Genomic DNA, 17412 nt, shown 5'->3' with positions numbered 1-17412 from the left:
AACGGGAGCGCAGCTTCTTTTGGGACGTTTGCCCGAAAGCGCCGCTTGGCGGGAAAGGGGAAAACGCGAATGACAGAAGTTCAAACGCCGCAGGCCGACAGTTCCTACGGGGAAAGCGGAATCGTAGTCCTCGAAGGGTTGGAGGCCGTCCGGCGTCGGCCCGGCATGTACATTGGCGACACGACGGTCAGGGGGCTTCACCACTGCGTTTACGAGATAGTGGACAACAGCGTGGACGAAGCGCTGGCCGGGCACTGCGGGCACATAACGGTCACGATCGGCACGGACGAGAGCGTCTCCGTCACGGACGACGGCCGCGGTATTCCGGTGGAAATTCACCATCAGACCGGCAAATCGACGGTTGAGACAGTCCTGACGGTCCTCCACGCCGGCGGCAAGTTCGACAACCGAAGCTATAAAGTCTCCGGCGGCCTTCACGGCGTCGGCGTCTCGGTGGTCAACGCCCTGTCCGAGTGGCTCGAAGTGACGGTTTGGCGCGACGGGTACGAGTACTTCCAGCGGTACGAGCGGGGAATCCCCGTGGCGCCGCTGGCGAAGACGCTCCCCTCGACGCGCCGGGGAACGAGAGTTCGTTTCCTTGCGGACAGCCAGATTTTTGACGAAGTGCAGTACAGTGCCGAAACGCTGGTGAGCCGTTTCCGTGAGATGGCGTTCCTCATTCCCGGCCTGACGATCACAGTGGAGGACCAGCGGGAAGGCAAAACGTGGACGTTCTGCGAGGAAGGCGGCATTGCCGAGTTCGTGAGGTATCTGAACAGGGACCGGGTGGTTTTATTCCCTGAACCGCTTGTCGTCTCCGGCGAACGGGACGGCGTATCGGTTGAAATGGCCTTCCAGTACACCGACGACTACAACGAGCGGCTGTTCTCATTTGCCAACCTGATTCACACCGTCGAGGGCGGCACCCACGTGGCGGGACTGCGAAGCGCCCTCACCAGGGCGGTCAACGAGGGGGCCCGGAGGGCCGGCGCCCTGCGCGAGAAGGACGAAAACCTCTCCGGCGAGGACCTGCGCGAAGGACTGACCTGCGTCGTGTCGGTCAAGCTGTCCAACCCGCAGTTTGAGGGACAGACGAAGACAAAACTGGGCAACGGCACAGTCAAAGGGTCGGTGGACTCGGTCATCTACGACGGCCTTTTAGGGCACTTTGACGAGGACTCATCGGCGCTGAAGCCGATCGTCGACAAGGCCGTCAAGGCCCGACAGGCCAGAGAGGCCGCGAAAAAAGCCCGCGAACTGGTGCGCAAGTCGGCCATGAGCGGACTGTCCCTGCCCGGAAAATTGGCGGACTGTTCCAGCAAGAAAGCAGAGGAGTGCGAGGTCTACATCGTCGAGGGGGACTCGGCCGGCGGCAGCGCCAAGCAGGGCCGAGACAGAAGCTTCCAAGCGATTCTCCCGCTGCGGGGGAAAATTTTGAACGTCGAGAAGGCTCGGCTGGACAAGATCCTGAGCTCCAAGGAAATTCGAGTCATCATTCAGGCGCTCGGCTGCGGCATCGGCGATGAGTTTGACCTGTCGAAGCTGCGGTACCACAAGATTATCATCATGACCGATGCTGACGTGGACGGGGCTCACATCAGCACGCTGCTTCTCACATTCTTCTTCAGGCACATGAAAGAGCTGGTCGAGGAAGGACACGTGTACTTGGCCGTTCCGCCGCTGTACCGGGTTCAGTCCGGCAAAAAGGTAGACTACCTGTACAGCGACCGGCAACTGAGAACCCTCATGGACTCGTACGAAGTCGAGGGCAAGAGCCCGGCCGTCCAGCGCTATAAGGGCTTGGGCGAGATGAACCCCGAACAGCTTTGGGAGACCACCATGGACCCGGCAACCCGGCTGCTCAAGCGAATCCAGGTGGATGACGCCATCGCGGCCGACGAGTATTTCTCCATCCTGATGGGCGACAAGGTCGAGCCCCGGCGGGACTTCATTCAGACTCACGCCCACGAGGTTCGCAATCTGGACGTTTAGTGTAGTTTGTACAATTTTTCACTTCTAGTTGAAACGTTTTTCGATTTAAAGCGAAATAAAATTGACAGCTCCAATCCGCTTAAGTAAAATCATTATCAGCAAGAGCGTAGTTTTATTGATCCAACGGTTTCCTTCGCCGCCTAAAGGCTCCGAAGGCAGGCCGTCGAAGTGAACGGCGGGAGCCGTTCGGTGCCACCGAGTGGCAGTGACTCTATCTTGAGGAGGGAATTGCTCGATGAATAGGATGAAGATGTTGGCTCTGTCGGCTTTTGCAGCTGGCGCGGTGATGGGAACGGCATTTGCTGCGGATCCCATTAAGATTGGCGTGTATCTTCCCCTGACAGGGAACAGCGCGTTTGGCGGCCAGCTGGAGCTTGAAGGCGCTCAGCTCGCTCATGAAAAGTTCCCGACAATCATGAACCGGCCGGTTGAGCTGATTGTCGTCGACAACAAGAGCGACAAGGTCGAGTCTGCCAACGCAGTTCAGCGGCTCGTTGACAAAGAGAAAGTCGTCGCGATCATCGGTTCGTTCGGCTCCTCCCTGTCCATGGCCGGCGGAGAAGTTGCCGAGAGCGCTCACATTCCGATGGTTGGCACGTCCTGCTCCAACCCGATGGTTACGATGGGCAAGAAGTACGTGTTCAGAGCCGGATTCATTGATCCGTATCAGGGCGCTGGCGCAGCCGGATGGGCCATCGAGAAGATGGGCGCCAAGACGGCCGCAATCCTTCAGGAAGTCTCCAACGACTACTCGGTCGGCCTTGCCAAGTTCTTCAAAGACGCGTTCGAGAAGAAGGGCGGCAAGATCGTCGCGATCAGCAACTTCCAGACCGGCGACCAGGACTTCACCGCTCAGTTGACCGAGATCATCAGTCACTCGCCCGATGTCCTGTACATCCCCATCAACTTCGCCGAAGGCGCCATCATCATGCGTCAGGCTCGTGAGCTGGGCGGCGAGTTCAAGATCATGGGCGGCGACGCCATGGACAACCCGGAAATGGCGAAAATCGCCGGCGACGCCTGCGAGGGCTTCACTTTCACGGCCGTTCCGTACGCCCGCGAGATGCCCGGCAAGACCGAGTCCGCCGAGCTGTTCACCAAGTACTGGGACGAGCACCACACCGACGAGCCTTCCGCGCTGAGCGCTCTTGGATATGACTGCTACCTGATGATCAAGGACGCCATCGAGCGCACCGGCAGCACCGACCCCGAGAAGATCACCGAAGGGCTTGCCACGATTAAGGATCTGCCCTGCGCCACTGGTCTGACTACCATCAACGCGACCCACGACGCCGAAAAGGCCGTCGGCATCGTCCAGATCATCAACGGCAAGCGCACCTTCGTTGGAACTCAGGCCACCGACTAATCTCTCTGTTCGGGAAAATATTTGTTGACACAAGGGAAGGCTCTGCCTTCCCTTTTTTTCGGAAGTGAGGCGACTGCGGGCAATGACAATGGACATGTTCATTCAGCACTGTTTCAACGCCCTCACCCTAGGGAGCCTGTACGCCCTGATTGCCATCGGGTACACGATGGTGTACGGCATTCTGAGGCTGATTAACTTCGCTCACGGGGACATCTTCATGGTTGGGGCGTATCTGGTGTTCTGGGCCGTCGGGACGGCCAGCCTTCCTTGGGCTGTCGCCGTGCCTCTGGCGATTATCGGAACGGCCGTGGCCGGGATCTTGGTTGACCGGGTGGCCTATAAGCCTTTGAGAGAGGCGCCGCGCATTTCTGCCCTGATCAGCGCCATCGGTGTGTCGTTCCTTATCGAGAACTTAGCGCTTGTGGTATTCACCGGCGTGCCGAAGCCGATGCCCCGGTTCGCGCCGCTCGTTAAGGTCATGAAATTCGGTAATATCCGTATTTTGCCGTTAGCGATCGTTGTGCCGGTCATCACGTTCCTGTTGGTGGTCGGGCTGCTGTGGATTCTTTACAAGACGCCTCAGGGGCTGGCCATGAGAGCCATCTCCAAGGATATTGAGACTACTCGCCTGATGGGCGTGCGGGTCGACCGAATCATTGCCCTGACGTTCGGCATCGGTTCGGCTTTGGCTGCCGCAGCCGGCATCATGTGGGCGCTGCGCTACCCGCAGATCAACCCGTTCATGGGCGTCATGCCGGGATTTAAGGCGTTTATCGCCGCAGTCACCGGCGGCATCGGCTCGGTTCAGGGAGCCGTCATCGGCGGCCTGACCCTCGGCTTTTTGGAGATCCTTCTCGTGGCGTTTTTCCCGGCGTTGACTGGATATCGGGACGCGTTCGCCTTTATCCTGCTGATCCTTATCCTGTTCGTGAAGCCCACCGGACTTCTCGGTGAGAAACTGGAGGACAAGGTATGATTACTTCCTCCAACCGATCGCTCGAAAAGACCTCCAGCGCTCTGACCGTTCTGTCGCTGGTGCTCCTCGCCGCCGTGCTGTACTGGATTAATGCCAACATGGACCGTTATGTTGTCCGGGTCGTCAATCTGGTGGCCGTCAACGCGATTTTGGCTCTCAGCCTGAACCTCGTGTATGGCTTTGCCGGCATGTTTTCTCTCGGACACGCCGGGTTCATGGCCATTGGCGCGTACGTCTCGGCAATCTTAATCATCTCTCCGGCCCAGAAAGCCGCGATGTACATTCTGGAGCCGATGATGTGGCCGTTTAACGTCATGCAGGCGCCGTTTTTCGTCTCCGTCCTTGCCGGCGGAGTCATTGCCGCTCTCGTCAGCTTGGTTATCGCTCTGCCGGTGCTCCGGCTGGGCGGCGACTACTTGGGCATTGCGACCCTGGGCTTCGCCGAGATTATCCGGGTCGTGCTGACCAACATCACGCCGGTGACCAACGGCGCTCTGGGGCTGAAAGGCATTCCTGCCTATGCCGACCTGTTCTGGAACTACGTTTGGATGATCATCACCGTCTACGTGATCGTCAAACTGCTTTCAAGCAACTTCGGCAACACGATCAAGGCGGTTCGGGACGACGAGGTGGCCGCTAGGGCGATGGGCATCAACACCTTCCGAGTCCGGGTCATCGCCTTTGCCATCGGCGCGTTCTTCGCCGGCGTCGGCGGGGCGCTGCAGGGCAGCCTGATCACCACTATTGACCCCAAGATGTTCAACTTCCAGCTCACGTTCAACATCTTGATGATCGTCGTGGCCGGCGGGCTGGGGAGCATTACCGGCAGCATGGTCGGCGCGGCGATTATCACCGTGCTGCTTGAATGGCTTCGGTTCGTTGAAAATCCGATGACAATCGGCTCGCTGACGATTCCGGGCATTCCCGGAATGCGTATGGTGATCTTCTCCGTCGTGCTGCTGCTGATCATCCTGTACCGCCGGCAGGGCATTATGGGCAACTGGGAATTCAGCTGGGAAAAGCTCCTTCGGAGAGGGGGCGGTGACCGATGACCAGCCTGCTGGAACTGAAGAACGTGACCATTCGGTTCGGCGGACTGACCGCCGTGGGCGACTTGAACATGACCCTCGAAGAGGGCACGATCTCCAGCTTGATCGGCCCCAACGGGGCGGGAAAAACGACCGCGTTCAACATCATCACCGGGTTTTATCCTCCGACCGAAGGAACGGTGACCTTTGCGGGCAAGGACATTACAGGTTTTAAGCCGCACATCATCTGCCGCGAAGGAATTGCCCGGACCTTCCAGAACATTCGGCTGTTCACCGGCGCGTCGGTGCTGCAGAACGTCATGACCGCCTGCTGGGTACGCCAGTCGTCGCCGTGGTGGGCCGCGCCGTTCCTCCTTCCGAGCCATGCTAGGGAAGAGCGGGAGATCCGCCAGTGGTCCATGGACCTGCTCCGGGCCGTCAAGCTGGACGATTTGGCTGATAATGAGGCAACTGGCCTTCCGTACGGCGCCCAGCGGCGGCTGGAAATCGCCCGGGCACTGGCCACTCGTCCTCGGATCCTTCTGCTGGACGAGCCGGCGGCCGGGATGAACCCTCAGGAGAGCATGGAACTGATGGACTTCATCCGGGCGATCAGGGACAAGTTCTCCCTGACGATCCTGTTGATCGAACACGACATGAAAGTCGTCATGGGAATATCCGAGTGGGTTCGGGTGCTGGACCACGGCAACCTGATCTGCGAAGGCTGCCCCGCGGACGTCCAGAAGGACCGGCGGGTCATCGAGGCCTACTTGGGCAAGGAGGATGACGCGGATGCTTAAAATCACCGACCTCCATGTTCACTACGGCGCCATTAAGGCCGTTCGGGGCATCAGCTTGGAAGTCCCCGACGGCCAGATCGTCACCCTCATCGGGGCCAACGGCGCCGGCAAAAGCAGCACCCTCCGCGCGATCGCCGGACTTCTCAAAGGCTGTTCCGGCTCCATTCAGTGGAACGGAACCGAACTGTTGGGCAAGACGCCGGAAGTCGTCTTGGGCTCAGGAATTGCCATGTGCCCGGAAGGCCGCCGGATTTTCCCCCAGCTGACCGTTGAAGAAAACCTCATGCTGGGCGCCTACACCCGAAAGGATCCTAAAGGCGTGGCGCGCGACTTGGCGCACGGGTATGAACTGTTCCCTAGGCTGAAGGAACGCTCATGGCAAAAGGCCGGCACTCTGTCGGGCGGCGAGCAGCAGATGCTCGCGCTGGCCCGTTCGCTGATGAGCAACCCGCAGCTGATCATGATGGACGAACCGTCGTTAGGGCTGGCTCCGATCCTCGTCAAAGAAGTGTTTGACGTCATTCGGCAGATCAACGAAAAGGGCAAAACGGTCCTGCTGGTGGAGCAGAACGCCCTTCAGGCCCTGAAGGTGGCCGACTACGCCTACGTTCTCGAGGTGGGCGAGATGGCCCTGTCCGGGCCGGGGAAAGAGCTTCTGGCCGATCCTCGCGTCAAAAGCGCCTATCTGGGCGGCTGATTCGTCCCAGAACGTCGAACAAAAAAGCCGGGCTTCCCTCAGGGAAGCCCGGCTTTTTTCTTGTCCTGCAGAGAAACTTCAGTTCCCTCTTGACAGAACTCCCGAACGAAAGTATATTTCTATTCAATCAACAAATAAAAAGAAACGGGGGTTTACTTCAATGAAAAAACTTGGGTCTGCATTGGTTCTATTGGCTGCGGCGGTGCTGGGAAGCTCGGCTTGGGGCGCGTCGGTCATGGACAAAGGGGAAATCGTCGTCGGGACGGAGAGCACGTTCCCGCCGTTTGAGTTCCTGAGCCCGGACGGAAAACTGCAGGGCTACGACGTGGACTTGGCCGAGGCGATCGGGCAGAAGTTGGGCAAAAAAGTTGTCTGGCGCGACATGAGTTTTGACGCCCTGATTCCATCTCTGCTGACCGGCAAAATTGACCTGATTGCGGCGGGGATGAGCGCCTCGCCGGAGAGGGCGAAGCGGGTCGGGTTCTCGGACGTGTGTATTACCGGGCCACCAGCGTCGTGGTGATCGCCGCCGGCTCGCCGATTAAGTCGTTGGCCGATCTGCAGGGCAAGACGATGGCGGTTCAGCTTGGGACGATTCAGGAGACGTTCCTCCGCGGACAGCCCGGCGTGTCGGTTCGGGCGTACCAGAAGTACGACGACTGCCTGAGAGAAGTCGTTCTTGGCCGGGCGGACGGGGCGATGATGGACGAGACGGTAGCTGGCGAGTTTCTGAAGCAGGCGGACTTCGCCGGCAAAATCGTTTCGGCGTTCACTCAAGCCGCCGGCGAGTCAGGCCAAGCCCTCGCCATGCCCAAGGGAGACGAGACGTTCATCTCGGCGGTGAACAAAGCGCTCGCCGAGTTGAAGCAGGAGGGCTTTCTGCAGGCGCTGAGCGACAAGTGGATCAAAAAATAAAACGATGAATTTCCGATGGAGAAAAAGAGAAGCGGGCTCGCGCCCGCTTCTCTTTTTTTGCGCTGAGTTCGGTGATCAGCTCTGCCCTGATGAATATGAGGAGATATCAGGAAAACGGAATTTCAACTTTGAGTGCAGATGCAGGGCGGGTGAAACGTCTTTGTGACACAGCCGTAACTCTCGTCAGGTAGAGTGGGGCAGTGAGAGGAGAGATTCGTATGGCGCAGCTCGTTTTAAAGGGAGTGAAAAAACGCTACGCTCGGGGCGTTCTGGCCGTGAAGGACTTTAACCTGACGGTTCAGGACCGGGAGTTTATTGTGCTCGTCGGTCCGTCAGGCTGCGGCAAGACGACGGTTCTTCGGATGATCGCCGGGCTGGAGGAGATTTCCGACGGAGACTTTCTGATGGACGGACGGCGAATGAACGACGTGGAGCCCCAAAACCGAGATATGGCAATGGTCTTCCAGAACTATGCCCTGTATCCTCACATGTCGGTGTATGACAACATCGCGTTTTCCATGAAGATTCGCCGCGTGCCGAAGGACGAGATCGACAGACGGGTGAAAGAAGCCGCGAAGATGCTGAACCTGGAAGCTCTGCTGGCTCGAAAGCCCGGCGAGATTTCCGGCGGCCAGCGGCAGCGGGTGGCTATTGGCGGGGCGATCGTCCGGCGTCCCAAGGCGTTTTTGATGGACGAGCCGCTGTCAAACTTGGACGCCAAGCTCCGAAACCACATGCGCGTTGAGTTGGCCCGGCTGCACCGCCAGCTGGAAGCGACGATTGTTTACGTGACCCACGATCAGGTGGAAGCGATGACGCTGGGCGATCGGATTGTGGTGATGAACGACGGCGTTGTTCAGCAGATCGACTCGCCGATGGCGCTGTACGACAACCCGGCCAACCTGTTTGTGGCTCGGTTCATCGGGCTGCCGGCGATGAACCTTTTCGACGCGTTGGCGAGTTCCGACGGCCTGTCTTTTGGCTTTGCCTCGTCGGGAAAATTCCTGCCGGCGCCGAGCAAATACCTTGAGAGTCTTCGCCGCCGCTCGATCCGTCGGGCTGTTTTGGGCCTGCGTCCCGAAGACGTGCACGGCAGTTGGGAAACGCCGCCGGCTGGCGCCAACTGGTGGTTATCCGGAGAACGTGTGGAAGTCGTTGCCAGAGAAATGCTGGGCGCTTCGGTGGTCCTCCATTGCCGGGGCGAGCGGGGGAATTTGGCTCTGACGGCTGACCGGGGAACTCCCTGTGTGCCGGGGGATACGATGTCCCTTCTGTTCGACCTAGACAAGCTCCACGTGTTTGACGGCGAGTCGGGAGAGCGGCTTGCCGCGGAGGAGTAACCGTGATCGTTTCCTCTGCTCGGGGCGTTCGGAAAGTTGAGCCGTGGCTTTTTCTTTTGCCCGCTCTGGGAGCGTTCGCGACGTTTCTTTTTTGGCCGTTTTTTAAGACGATTTATCTGAGCCTGTTTCTGACAAACCGCTTGGGGCTGCCGAAAGTTTTCGTCGGGCTGGGCAATTATATTTCACTTTTCCAGTCGCCCGCATTTTACAACAGCCTGTTCGTCACGCTGGTCTTCGTCGTCCTAATGGTGGCGGGAAGCATGGCGATGGGGTTGGGCACCGCCCTGCTCTGCAACGCGGCTTTCCCCGGACGTGGGCTCTTTCGGACGATGTACGCCATGCCGATGGCGATAGCGTCCAGCTCGGCGGCGATGATTTTTAAGGTGGTGCTTCACCCGACGGTCGGGGTTGTCAACAAGCTGACAGGCCTTTCTATTAACTGGCTGGCAGATCCGTCTTGGGCCCTTATCTGTGTGGCGGTTATTTCGTCGTGGCTCAACAGCGGCATTAACTTCCTGTATTTTTCCGCCGGCTTAGCAAACATTGACCAGACGCTTTACGAGAGGGCGTCCAGTGACGGCGCCAGCCGGTGGCAGCAGTTTCGTTATGTGACGCTGCCGGGGTTGCGGCCAATACTTTTCTTTACGCTCGTGGTCAACGTGATCATGGCGTTTCAATCGTTCGCCCAAGTCCGGGTGCTGACACGGGGCGGCCCTGGGGACGCGACGAACGTGATCGTTCACTCGATCTACCGGGACGCGTTTTTCAATTTCAGGTTCGGCAGCGCAGCTGCCCAGTCGGTCGTCCTGTTCGTCATCATTATGATTCTGACGCTGGCGATGTTTAAGTCGAAGCGAAGCGGGAGGCCATGACTGATATGGAAGGTTACGGCGTGTCTCAGCCTGTCCCGAAGCTGAAGAGTCGTTTTCGGGCGTGGCGGCTGAAAGGCGGGTACCTGATTTTGAACCTGCTGGCGGCGCCGCTGATTCTGCTGCCGCTTCTGTACGCCGTCTCCGTGGCGTTTATGCCGGCGGGCGATTTGTTTACCACGAAGCTGAACCTGTTTCCAACCCACCCGACTTGGACGAATTACTCTAGCGCGCTGGAGAGCGTTCCTCTTGGACGGTTCGTGTTCAATTCATTTGTTGTGGCCAGCCTGATTACGCTGGGACAGGTCGTCTCGTGTGCTTTGGCGGCGTTTTCCTTTTCATTTCTTCGGTTTCGCGGGCGGGAATGGGCGTTCATGCTGGTGATGTCGACCATGATGATCCCCGGCGAGGCAACTATCGTTTCCAATTACTTAATGGTCAGCGGCTGGCAGTGGATTGACACGTACCAAGTGCTCATCGTGCCGTATCTGACGTCGGCTATGGGGATTTTCCTTTTTCGGCAGTTTTTCGACCAGTTCCCGATGGCGCTGTACGAGTCGGCTCGGCTGTGCGGCTGCTCAAACTGGCGTTTCCTCTTTTCGCTGCTGCTGCCGTTGAGCAAGCCGGCCGTGGGGGCCATGGCAGTTTATACGTTCCTAAACGCGTGGAACATGTACCTGTGGCCACTGCTCGTGACGGGAAATACGGCGATGAGGACGGTTCAGATCGGCGTGGGCATGTTGGACAACCCGGACGCCCAGTCGATTACGCTCATGATGGCCGGAGTCGTCATTGTTATTCTGCCGTCGATTCTGGTATTTGCGCTGGGAGAGAAGCAGCTGGTGCGGGGAATGTTCGCAGGAGCTGTGAAAGGCTAACTGCTGGAAATTATAAAAGCTCGGCGAAGTTGAGCCGAAGGTGCGGGAATGGCGGGTTATCGGAGACGAAAATCAGAAGGAGGACGACAGATGAAAATTCGGTTTGGCGCTTTGGCGCTGGCGGCAGCTGCCGCTTTTGGAATGAGCGGGTTCGCGGCGGCGACGGAAATTACGTTTTGGCACTCCATGGGCGGCGTCAACGGCGACGCGCTGAATTACCTTGTGGAAGAATACAACGCCAAAAACGACAAAGGCGTCACGGTCAAGGCTCAGTATCAGGGCAATTACGACGACTCGATTAACAAATTGAAGAGCGCCATGATCGGCGGCGCTGGGCCGGACATCGTTCAGGTGTACGATATTGGCACGCGGCTGATGATCGACTCAGGCTGGGCCGTCCCGATGCAGGATCTTATCGACGCCGACAAGTATGACGTCTCAGCTGTTGAGCCAAATATCGCGGCGTACTACACCATCGGCGGCAAGCTGTATTCCATGCCCTTTAACTCGTCCACGCCGATCATGTACTACAACAAGGACATCTTCGAGAAAGCGGGCATGACGAAGGTGCCTGACAGCCTTGAGGGCATCGGCGAAGCTGGCCGCGACTTGGTGGAGAAGGGCGGAGCCGGCGAGGCAATTTCTCTTGGAATGTACGGTTGGTTCTTCGAGCAGATGATTGGCAAACAGGGACTGGATTACGCCAATAACGGCAACGGCCGTCAGTCCGCCGCCACGGCTGTGGCCTTCGACGGTAACGGTGCCGGTCTGAAAATCCTTGAAGCGTGGAAGGAACTGCACGACGCGGGTTGGGCGCCTAACGTCGGCAGCGGCAGTGACTCCGGTTTGGCGGACTTCTCCGCCGGAAAATCGGCGATGACGCTCGGTTCGACTGCCTCTCTGGCACAGATTCTTAAAGAAGTCGGCGACAAGTTCCGCGTGGGAACGGCCTTTTTCCCCAAAGTCGCTTCGAATGACGAGGGCGGCGTGTCCATCGGGGGGGCGTCCCTGTGGGTCATTAAAAAGGACGGCGACGACGCGGGCCGTCAGGCGCTGGTCTGGGACTTCATCAAGTTCCTCATCTCCCCGGCTTCCCAGGCGTACTGGAACGCTCACACCGGGTATTTCCCGATCACCGTTGCCGCGCACGATGAGGCGGTCTTTAAGGACAACGTGGCCAAGTACCCCCAGTTTATGACCGCCATTGACCAGCTGCACGCGTCGGCACCTCAGTACGCCGGAGCGCTGCTCAGCGTTTTCCCCGAAGCTCGTCAGATTGAGGAGAAGGAGCTGGAGAACACGATGAACGGCAAAAAGACGCCCGAACAGGCTGTGACCGATATGGCCGCCGGCATCAACAAGGCGATTTCAGAGTATAATCTGGTGAACCAGTAACCGTACGTCCTACGGGCGGCGGGCCGAGCGCCTGCCGCCTTTTTTCATGATGTCATAAGGGAGGAATTGACATGAAAAAAACTGTCGTTTGGGGGCATCGAGGCCTTCCAGCGCTGCATTGTGAAAACGGCCTATCCGGCTTTTGCGCGGCGGCGTCCTGCGGCGCTTCGGGCGTGGAATTGGACGTTCAGCTGACGCGTGACGGACGGCTGGCGGTCATTCACGACGAGGAATTAACTCGGCTGACAGGCCGGCCCGGCTGGGTGACTCAGATGACCCTTGAAGAGCTGCGCCGCAGTGGAGAAGCGGCTGGCAAAGTCCCTTTGCAGGACTTCGCGCCGGAATTGGCGGACGTGTACCAGGCTCTGGCTTCTACGAATTTGGAAATTAACGTGGAGCTCAAGACGTCTCGAGTGGCCTACGAAGGGATTGAACGGGCCGTCCTGGAGCTGTCGGAGCAGTTCGGCCTGCTGGATCGGGTGATTTTTTCGTCGTTTAACCACCAGAGCCTGTTGGCGGTTCGGCGGATGTCAGCCGCGGCCCGTCTGGCGCTTCTCGTCTCCGACGTGTCGCTTGATCTGCCGGCCGAAGCCCGAAACCTGAACGCCGAAGCTCTGCATATTCCCTGTTGTCAGACAAAAATGGCCGGCCTTTTTGAGCAGTACCGGAAAAGCGGTCTGCTGCTGCGGGTTTGGGGCGCTGATGCCGCTGCCGACTGGCAGCGGCTGCACGGAGCTGTCGATTGCTTGATCGTGGACGACGCGCCGGAGGCCCTTCGGGTACTCTCGTCTCCCTGCAAATAGGGCGCGCCGACGTTTCCGCTCCGGCTCTGTCGCTATAAAACTCAGCCGGGGGCTGACTTTTGCTAGGGCTATAATAAAATGCAATTATTTGTCTCGCGTTCACCGCACTGGGCGGCCGCAAGGGCCGCCTGTGGGGTATAATGCACTCATGACCGCTGTGATTCGGCAAAAAGCGGAAAGAAAAGAGGAGGAACGAAGATGGCAGAAAACATCAAGGCGCCGCGCGGCGTTCGGGACATCCTTCCCGACGAGTCATGGAAATGGGCCTACGTGCTGGGTCGGACCCGGCAGACGGCTGAAGCGTTCCATTACAGCGAGGTGCATCTTCCCGTCTTCGAGCATACCGAGCTTTTTGCGCGCGGGGTGGGGGATACCACCGACATCGTCGAAAAGGAAATGTACACTTTCACCGACAAGGGCGGACGGAGCATCACCCTTCGACCCGAGCTGACCGCCGGCATGGTGCGCAGCTACGTGGAGAACGGGCTAGGTAGCAGCTCGTCGCCGGTGAAGCTGTGGGGATACGGTCCGATGTTTCGCTACGAGCGGCCGCAGAAAGGCCGTTACCGCCAGTTCTGGCAGATTGACTTTGAGCAGCTGGGGAGCGACAGCCCTCTGACCGACGTGGAAGTGATCATGACGGCGGTGGACCTGTTCGCCGATTTGGGAATGAAAAACCTTGAGGTGGTCGTGAACTCGGTCGGCTGTCCGGCCTGCCGTCCGGTCTACAGAAAAGTTCTGCTGGACTACTTGGAGAGCCGCCGAAGCGAGCTGTGCGAGACCTGCCTTTCCCGCATGGAGAGAAACCCGCTTCGGGTGTTGGACTGCAAGACCGATCACGAGGTCGTGGCGGGCGCTCCGGCGATTTTCGACTCGCTGTGCAGCGAGTGCGCCGACCACTTCGCCGCCGTGAAGGAAGGGCTGGCCCGGCTTGGAGTGCCGTACAGCACCGACAAGACACTGGTCCGCGGGCTCGACTATTACACGAAGACGGCGTTTGAGGTGAAGTCCGGCGACTTGGGAGCCCAGTCGGCGGTGTGCGGCGGCGGCCGGTACGACAACCTGTCGGAGGCCATCGGCGGGCCGCACGTCCCCGGCGTCGGGTTTGCCGCCGGACTGGACCGAATGCTGCTGGTGATGGGCGAACAGGGCTGTTCGTTTGGCCCTGAGCCGTCGGTGGACGCTCAGGTGATCTGTCTGGACGAGTCTGTCAAGCTGGACGCGCTGGAGATCCTCTACCGACTGCGCCGGGCCGGATTCAACGCCGATATGGACTACCAGAAGCGTTCGATGAAGTCCCAGCTCAAGCAGGCTTTGGCGGGCCGCGCGGCCGCGGCGGTCATTTTAGGGGCCGACGAGATTTCCCGGGGCGTGGTGGCGCTCAAGGACCTGAGGAGCGCCGAGCAGAAGGACGTTCAGTCGTCCGAGCTGGAAAACGCCTTGGCAGCCCTGCTGGACGAGGGTAAGTAGCACAACTGCGTTCCTGCCCGCCCGAAAGGGGCGGGCTTCTCAACCGGCGGTGCGACTGTTTGTGCGCGCCGACCTTTAGGAGGATGAGTATGATGGCTTTGGAGCGTTTCAGCAACAAGTGGCAGAGGACCGTGTACTGCGGCCGGGTGACCGAAGGTCAGGTGGGCAGCCGGGTTGTGCTCAACGGGTGGGTGAGAAAGCGCCGCGACTTGGGCGGCGTGGTGTTCATCGACCTGTGGGACCACACCGGACTGGTTCAGACCGTGTTCAACCCGGAGCAGTGTCCCGAATCGGTTCATAAGGCGGCCGGCGACCTGCGCAGCGAGTACTGCGTCGCCGTGACCGGAACGGTGCGGGTACGGCCCCAAGGGACTGAAAACGAATCGCTGCCGACGGGCAAATGGGAAGTCATGGCGGACAATCTGCTGGTTCTCGCGCCGTCAAAGGGGCTTCCGTTTGAGATCGGCGACGAGACCGACGACGTGGACGAGAACATTCGTCTGGCCAGCCGGTACTTGGATCTGCGTCGCGATAAAATGCAGCATTTCTTGCGGACCCGCGCGGCGGCGGCGCACTTTACCCGCAATTATTTGGAGTCCCACGGCTTCTTGGAAGTTGAAACGCCAACGCTGGTCAAGTCGACGCCCGAAGGGGCGAGAGACTATCTGGTGCCGTCCCGGCTTGTGCCCGGCAATTTCTACGCGCTTCCTCAGTCGCCGCAGATTTTCAAGCAGCTTCTGATGGTGTCGGGCGTCGATCGGTACTACCAGCTCGCTCGGTGCTACCGGGACGAGGATCTGAGAGCTGACCGCCAGCCCGAGTTCACCCAGGTGGACCTTGAGATGAGCTTCCTCACCGAGGAGGACATTTACAGCCTGCTGGAAGGCTACGTGAACGGGCTGTGGAAGGAGATCCTTGGCGTGGACGTGCCAATTCCACTCAAACGGATCACCTGGCACGAGGCGATGAATCGGTTTGGCAGCGACAAGCCGGATATGCGGATTCCCTTCGAGCTTCAGGACTTGAAAGAGGTCTTCGAAGGCGCCGGGTTTGCGCTGTTCCAGTCCATTATCGACGACGGCGGGACGATCAAGGCGATCGCCCTTCCCGGCGGCGCGTCCCTTTCCCGCAAGGGGACCGACGACGTCATCGCCGCCGCCAAGGCGCTGGGCGCTCCCGATCTGGCCGCGTTCCAGTACAAGGACGCCGGCCTCAAGGGCCCGTTGTGCAAGTTCTTGGACGAAGCGCGCCAAGCCAAGCTGCTTGAGGCGACGAAAGCCGCCAAGGGCGACGCGATTTTCCTGATGGCTCACCGGGACTGGCAGCTGGTCTGCACCGTATTGGGCCAGCTCCGTCTCGACTTGGCCCGCGCTCACGGGCTGGTCGAAGAGGGCTGGAAGTTCCTCTGGGTCACCGACTTCCCGATGTTCGAGTGGAGCAAAGAGGACAACCGGTGGTGCGCCATGCATCACCCGTTCACCATGCCCCGCGAATCCGACTTGGACAAGCTGGAGACGGCCCCCGGCGAGGTATGCGCTCGGGCGTACGACATCGTCCTGAACGGCGTGGAGCTCGGCGGCGGCTCGATCCGAATCCACGAGAGCTCCGTCCAGTCGAGGGTCTTCAAGGCCATCGGCCTCACCGAAGAGGCCGCGTCCGATCGGTTTGGCTTCCTGCTTCAGGCCCTGCAGTTCGGCACGCCGCCTCACGGCGGGTTGGCTCTCGGGTTTGACCGGGTGTGCATGCTCCTGTCCGGCGGCAAGTCGGTCAGAGACGTCATCGCCTTCCCCAAGACGGCCCGCGCTCAAGACTTGATGAGCCACGCGCCCGACACGGTCGCAGACAGCCAGTTGGACGAGCTGGGACTGTTCGTCCGCCAGAAGACAAAATAACGAAAAATAAAGAAGCCGCCGGCGAAACGTTCGTTTCGCCGGCGGCTTCTGTTTGTCCGATTCAGTCCCGTTCCTCCCGGGCGAAGGGCTGGCCCAGAGCCGCAGGGGCTGAGAGGGAAATGCCCTTGCCCTTCCTGATGGTGATGGCGGTTAAGACGATGATGGTCAGTGCGTAGGGGAGCATGAGCAGCAGCGGCGCGGGGATATTCGTCCCCACCGCCTGAATGCGCAGCTGACAGGCCTCCACGCCGCCGAACAGGTACGCGCCGAGCATGGCTCTGGCCGGGTGCCAGATGGCAAAAATCACCAGCGCTACGGCGATCCAGCCGCGTCCGGCGGTCATTCCCTCGCTCCACATGTGGTTGTACGAGATCGACAGGTACGCGCCGCCGACGGCCACGATGCCGCCGCCGAGCAAGGTGTACAGGTAGCGGATTCGGGCGACCGAAAGCCCCACGCTGTCAGCGGCTCGGGGCGAGTCGCCGGCCGCACGGAGTTCCATGCCCTGTCGGGTTCGCCAGAGGAAGAAGCACATGGCCGCTGCCAGGACATAGGAGACGTAGACCAGCGGGTCGTGGTTGAACAGCAGCGGGCCGACCACCGGCAGGTTTGCCAGTCCCGGGATTGGCAGGGGCGAAAAGCCCTTGATCGTGTGGCCCACGAAGCGCACGCCCAGCAGGGCGCTCAGCCCCGTGCCGACCATGGTGAGCGACAGGCCGCTGACGACCTGATTGCCGCCCAGCGTGACCGAAAGAAACGCGTGGGGCAGAGCGAGCAGACACCCGACGACGAACGCGGTAGCGACGCCGAGCCACGGGCTGCCGGTTGTCTCTGTGACCGCAAAGCCGGCCAGAGCTCCGCCCAGCATGAGGCCCTCAAGCCCCAAGTTCATCACGCCGCTTCGCTCGGTGAGGATTTCGCCCAGCGTGGCGTAGAGAATCGGCGTGCCGCTGCGCACGGCCGCGGCGAGAATTGCGACGAGGATATCCAC

At 59.8% G+C, this 17412-nt stretch carries 16 protein-coding genes; 15 read left to right on the top strand and 1 reads right to left on the bottom strand.

Annotated features, from left to right (window positions below; genetic code table 11):
- The first annotated feature begins 69 nt into the window (after positions 1 to 69).
- From gyrB to aspS, 15 genes are all read left to right on the top strand, one after another.
- Positions 70 to 1992 carry a DNA topoisomerase (ATP-hydrolyzing) subunit B gene (gyrB, locus tag JONANDRAFT_RS05895; protein ID WP_008523161.1) on the top strand — a complete coding sequence of 641 codons (1923 nt, stop codon included), beginning with the start codon at positions 70 to 72 and terminating at the stop codon, positions 1990 to 1992.
- Positions 1993 to 2227: 235 nt separating this feature from the next.
- Positions 2228 to 3358, top strand: a complete 1131-nt coding sequence (locus tag JONANDRAFT_RS05890) for an ABC transporter substrate-binding protein (RefSeq protein ID WP_008523159.1) — start codon at positions 2228 to 2230, stop codon at positions 3356 to 3358.
- Between the two features lie 82 nt (positions 3359 to 3440).
- On the top strand, positions 3441 to 4334 hold the full coding sequence (locus JONANDRAFT_RS05885) for a branched-chain amino acid ABC transporter permease (protein ID WP_008521639.1): 894 nt from the start codon (positions 3441 to 3443) through the stop codon (positions 4332 to 4334).
- The gene (locus JONANDRAFT_RS05880) at positions 4331 to 5386 is read left to right on the top strand and encodes a branched-chain amino acid ABC transporter permease (protein ID WP_008523156.1); all 1056 of its coding nucleotides are present in this window, start codon (positions 4331 to 4333) and stop codon (positions 5384 to 5386) included. Before JONANDRAFT_RS05885 ends, JONANDRAFT_RS05880 begins: the two co-directional genes overlap by 4 nt.
- On the top strand, positions 5383 to 6162 hold the full coding sequence (locus tag JONANDRAFT_RS05875) for an ABC transporter ATP-binding protein (protein ID WP_008521637.1): 780 nt from the start codon (positions 5383 to 5385) through the stop codon (positions 6160 to 6162). The genes JONANDRAFT_RS05880 and JONANDRAFT_RS05875 overlap by 4 nt, the downstream gene beginning before the upstream one ends.
- Positions 6155 to 6859 (top strand): ABC transporter ATP-binding protein, encoded by a 705-nt coding sequence (locus tag JONANDRAFT_RS05870; protein WP_008523154.1) that lies wholly within the window; start codon positions 6155 to 6157, stop codon positions 6857 to 6859. The genes JONANDRAFT_RS05875 and JONANDRAFT_RS05870 overlap by 8 nt, the downstream gene beginning before the upstream one ends.
- Positions 6860 to 7019: 160 nt before the next feature.
- Positions 7020 to 7382: a transporter substrate-binding domain-containing protein gene (locus JONANDRAFT_RS08400; RefSeq protein ID WP_233417393.1), complete on the top strand. Its 363-nt coding sequence runs from the start codon at positions 7020 to 7022 to the stop codon at positions 7380 to 7382.
- On the top strand, positions 7352 to 7774 hold the full coding sequence (locus JONANDRAFT_RS08395; RefSeq protein ID WP_233417392.1) for a transporter substrate-binding domain-containing protein: 423 nt from the start codon (positions 7352 to 7354) through the stop codon (positions 7772 to 7774). The genes JONANDRAFT_RS08400 and JONANDRAFT_RS08395 overlap by 31 nt, the downstream gene beginning before the upstream one ends.
- 218 nt (positions 7775 to 7992) lie before the next feature.
- Complete coding sequence (locus JONANDRAFT_RS05860) at positions 7993 to 9114, top strand: ABC transporter ATP-binding protein (RefSeq protein ID WP_008521633.1); 1122 nt, start codon at positions 7993 to 7995, stop codon at positions 9112 to 9114.
- A 2-nt stretch (positions 9115 to 9116) separates the two neighbouring features.
- Positions 9117 to 9986, top strand: coding sequence for a carbohydrate ABC transporter permease (locus JONANDRAFT_RS05855; protein WP_008521632.1), 870 nt, complete (start codon positions 9117 to 9119; stop codon positions 9984 to 9986).
- Positions 9983 to 10861: a carbohydrate ABC transporter permease gene (locus JONANDRAFT_RS05850; RefSeq protein ID WP_008521631.1), complete on the top strand. Its 879-nt coding sequence runs from the start codon at positions 9983 to 9985 to the stop codon at positions 10859 to 10861. Before JONANDRAFT_RS05855 ends, JONANDRAFT_RS05850 begins: the two co-directional genes overlap by 4 nt.
- 90 nt (positions 10862 to 10951) lie before the next feature.
- Positions 10952 to 12256, top strand: coding sequence for an ABC transporter substrate-binding protein (locus JONANDRAFT_RS05845; RefSeq protein WP_008521630.1), 1305 nt, complete (start codon positions 10952 to 10954; stop codon positions 12254 to 12256).
- Between the two features lie 71 nt (positions 12257 to 12327).
- The gene (locus JONANDRAFT_RS05840; RefSeq protein WP_008521629.1) at positions 12328 to 13059 is read left to right on the top strand and encodes a glycerophosphodiester phosphodiesterase family protein; all 732 of its coding nucleotides are present in this window, start codon (positions 12328 to 12330) and stop codon (positions 13057 to 13059) included.
- A 198-nt stretch (positions 13060 to 13257) separates the two neighbouring features.
- Positions 13258 to 14529: a histidine--tRNA ligase gene (hisS, locus tag JONANDRAFT_RS05835; protein ID WP_008521628.1), complete on the top strand. Its 1272-nt coding sequence runs from the start codon at positions 13258 to 13260 to the stop codon at positions 14527 to 14529.
- Between the two features lie 92 nt (positions 14530 to 14621).
- Positions 14622 to 16421 carry an aspartate--tRNA ligase gene (aspS, locus tag JONANDRAFT_RS05830; protein WP_008523150.1) on the top strand — a complete coding sequence of 600 codons (1800 nt, stop codon included), beginning with the start codon at positions 14622 to 14624 and terminating at the stop codon, positions 16419 to 16421.
- 61 nt (positions 16422 to 16482) lie between these two features.
- Here the strand turns inward: aspS and JONANDRAFT_RS05825 are convergent, their stop codons facing one another.
- A complete protein-coding gene (locus JONANDRAFT_RS05825; RefSeq protein WP_008521626.1) occupies positions 16483 to 17412 on the bottom strand; it encodes an ABC transporter permease in 930 nt (309 codons plus the stop codon).

Origin of the sequence: Jonquetella anthropi DSM 22815 (genome assembly GCF_000237805.1) — a bacterium.
Classification (GTDB): domain Bacteria; phylum Synergistota; class Synergistia; order Synergistales; family Dethiosulfovibrionaceae; genus Jonquetella; species Jonquetella anthropi.
The sequence above is the reverse complement of the archived record's forward strand: the minus strand, read 5'-3'. Positions and strand labels throughout refer to the sequence as shown.

Coding starts and splice junctions, on each gene's coding strand:
- gyrB (WP_008523161.1), top strand. CDS start 70: ATGACAGAAGTTCAAACGCCGCAGGCCGACAGTTCCTACGGGGAAAGC.
- JONANDRAFT_RS05890 (WP_008523159.1), top strand. CDS start 2,228: ATGAATAGGATGAAGATGTTGGCTCTGTCGGCTTTTGCAGCTGGCGCG.
- JONANDRAFT_RS05885 (WP_008521639.1), top strand. CDS start 3,441: ATGACAATGGACATGTTCATTCAGCACTGTTTCAACGCCCTCACCCTA.
- JONANDRAFT_RS05880 (WP_008523156.1), top strand. CDS start 4,331: ATGATTACTTCCTCCAACCGATCGCTCGAAAAGACCTCCAGCGCTCTG.
- JONANDRAFT_RS05875 (WP_008521637.1), top strand. CDS start 5,383: ATGACCAGCCTGCTGGAACTGAAGAACGTGACCATTCGGTTCGGCGGA.
- JONANDRAFT_RS05870 (WP_008523154.1), top strand. CDS start 6,155: ATGCTTAAAATCACCGACCTCCATGTTCACTACGGCGCCATTAAGGCC.
- JONANDRAFT_RS08400 (WP_233417393.1), top strand. CDS start 7,020: ATGAAAAAACTTGGGTCTGCATTGGTTCTATTGGCTGCGGCGGTGCTG.
- JONANDRAFT_RS05860 (WP_008521633.1), top strand. CDS start 7,993: ATGGCGCAGCTCGTTTTAAAGGGAGTGAAAAAACGCTACGCTCGGGGC.
- JONANDRAFT_RS05850 (WP_008521631.1), top strand. CDS start 9,983: ATGACTGATATGGAAGGTTACGGCGTGTCTCAGCCTGTCCCGAAGCTG.
- JONANDRAFT_RS05845 (WP_008521630.1), top strand. CDS start 10,952: ATGAAAATTCGGTTTGGCGCTTTGGCGCTGGCGGCAGCTGCCGCTTTT.
- JONANDRAFT_RS05840 (WP_008521629.1), top strand. CDS start 12,328: ATGAAAAAAACTGTCGTTTGGGGGCATCGAGGCCTTCCAGCGCTGCAT.
- hisS (WP_008521628.1), top strand. CDS start 13,258: ATGGCAGAAAACATCAAGGCGCCGCGCGGCGTTCGGGACATCCTTCCC.
- aspS (WP_008523150.1), top strand. CDS start 14,622: ATGGCTTTGGAGCGTTTCAGCAACAAGTGGCAGAGGACCGTGTACTGC.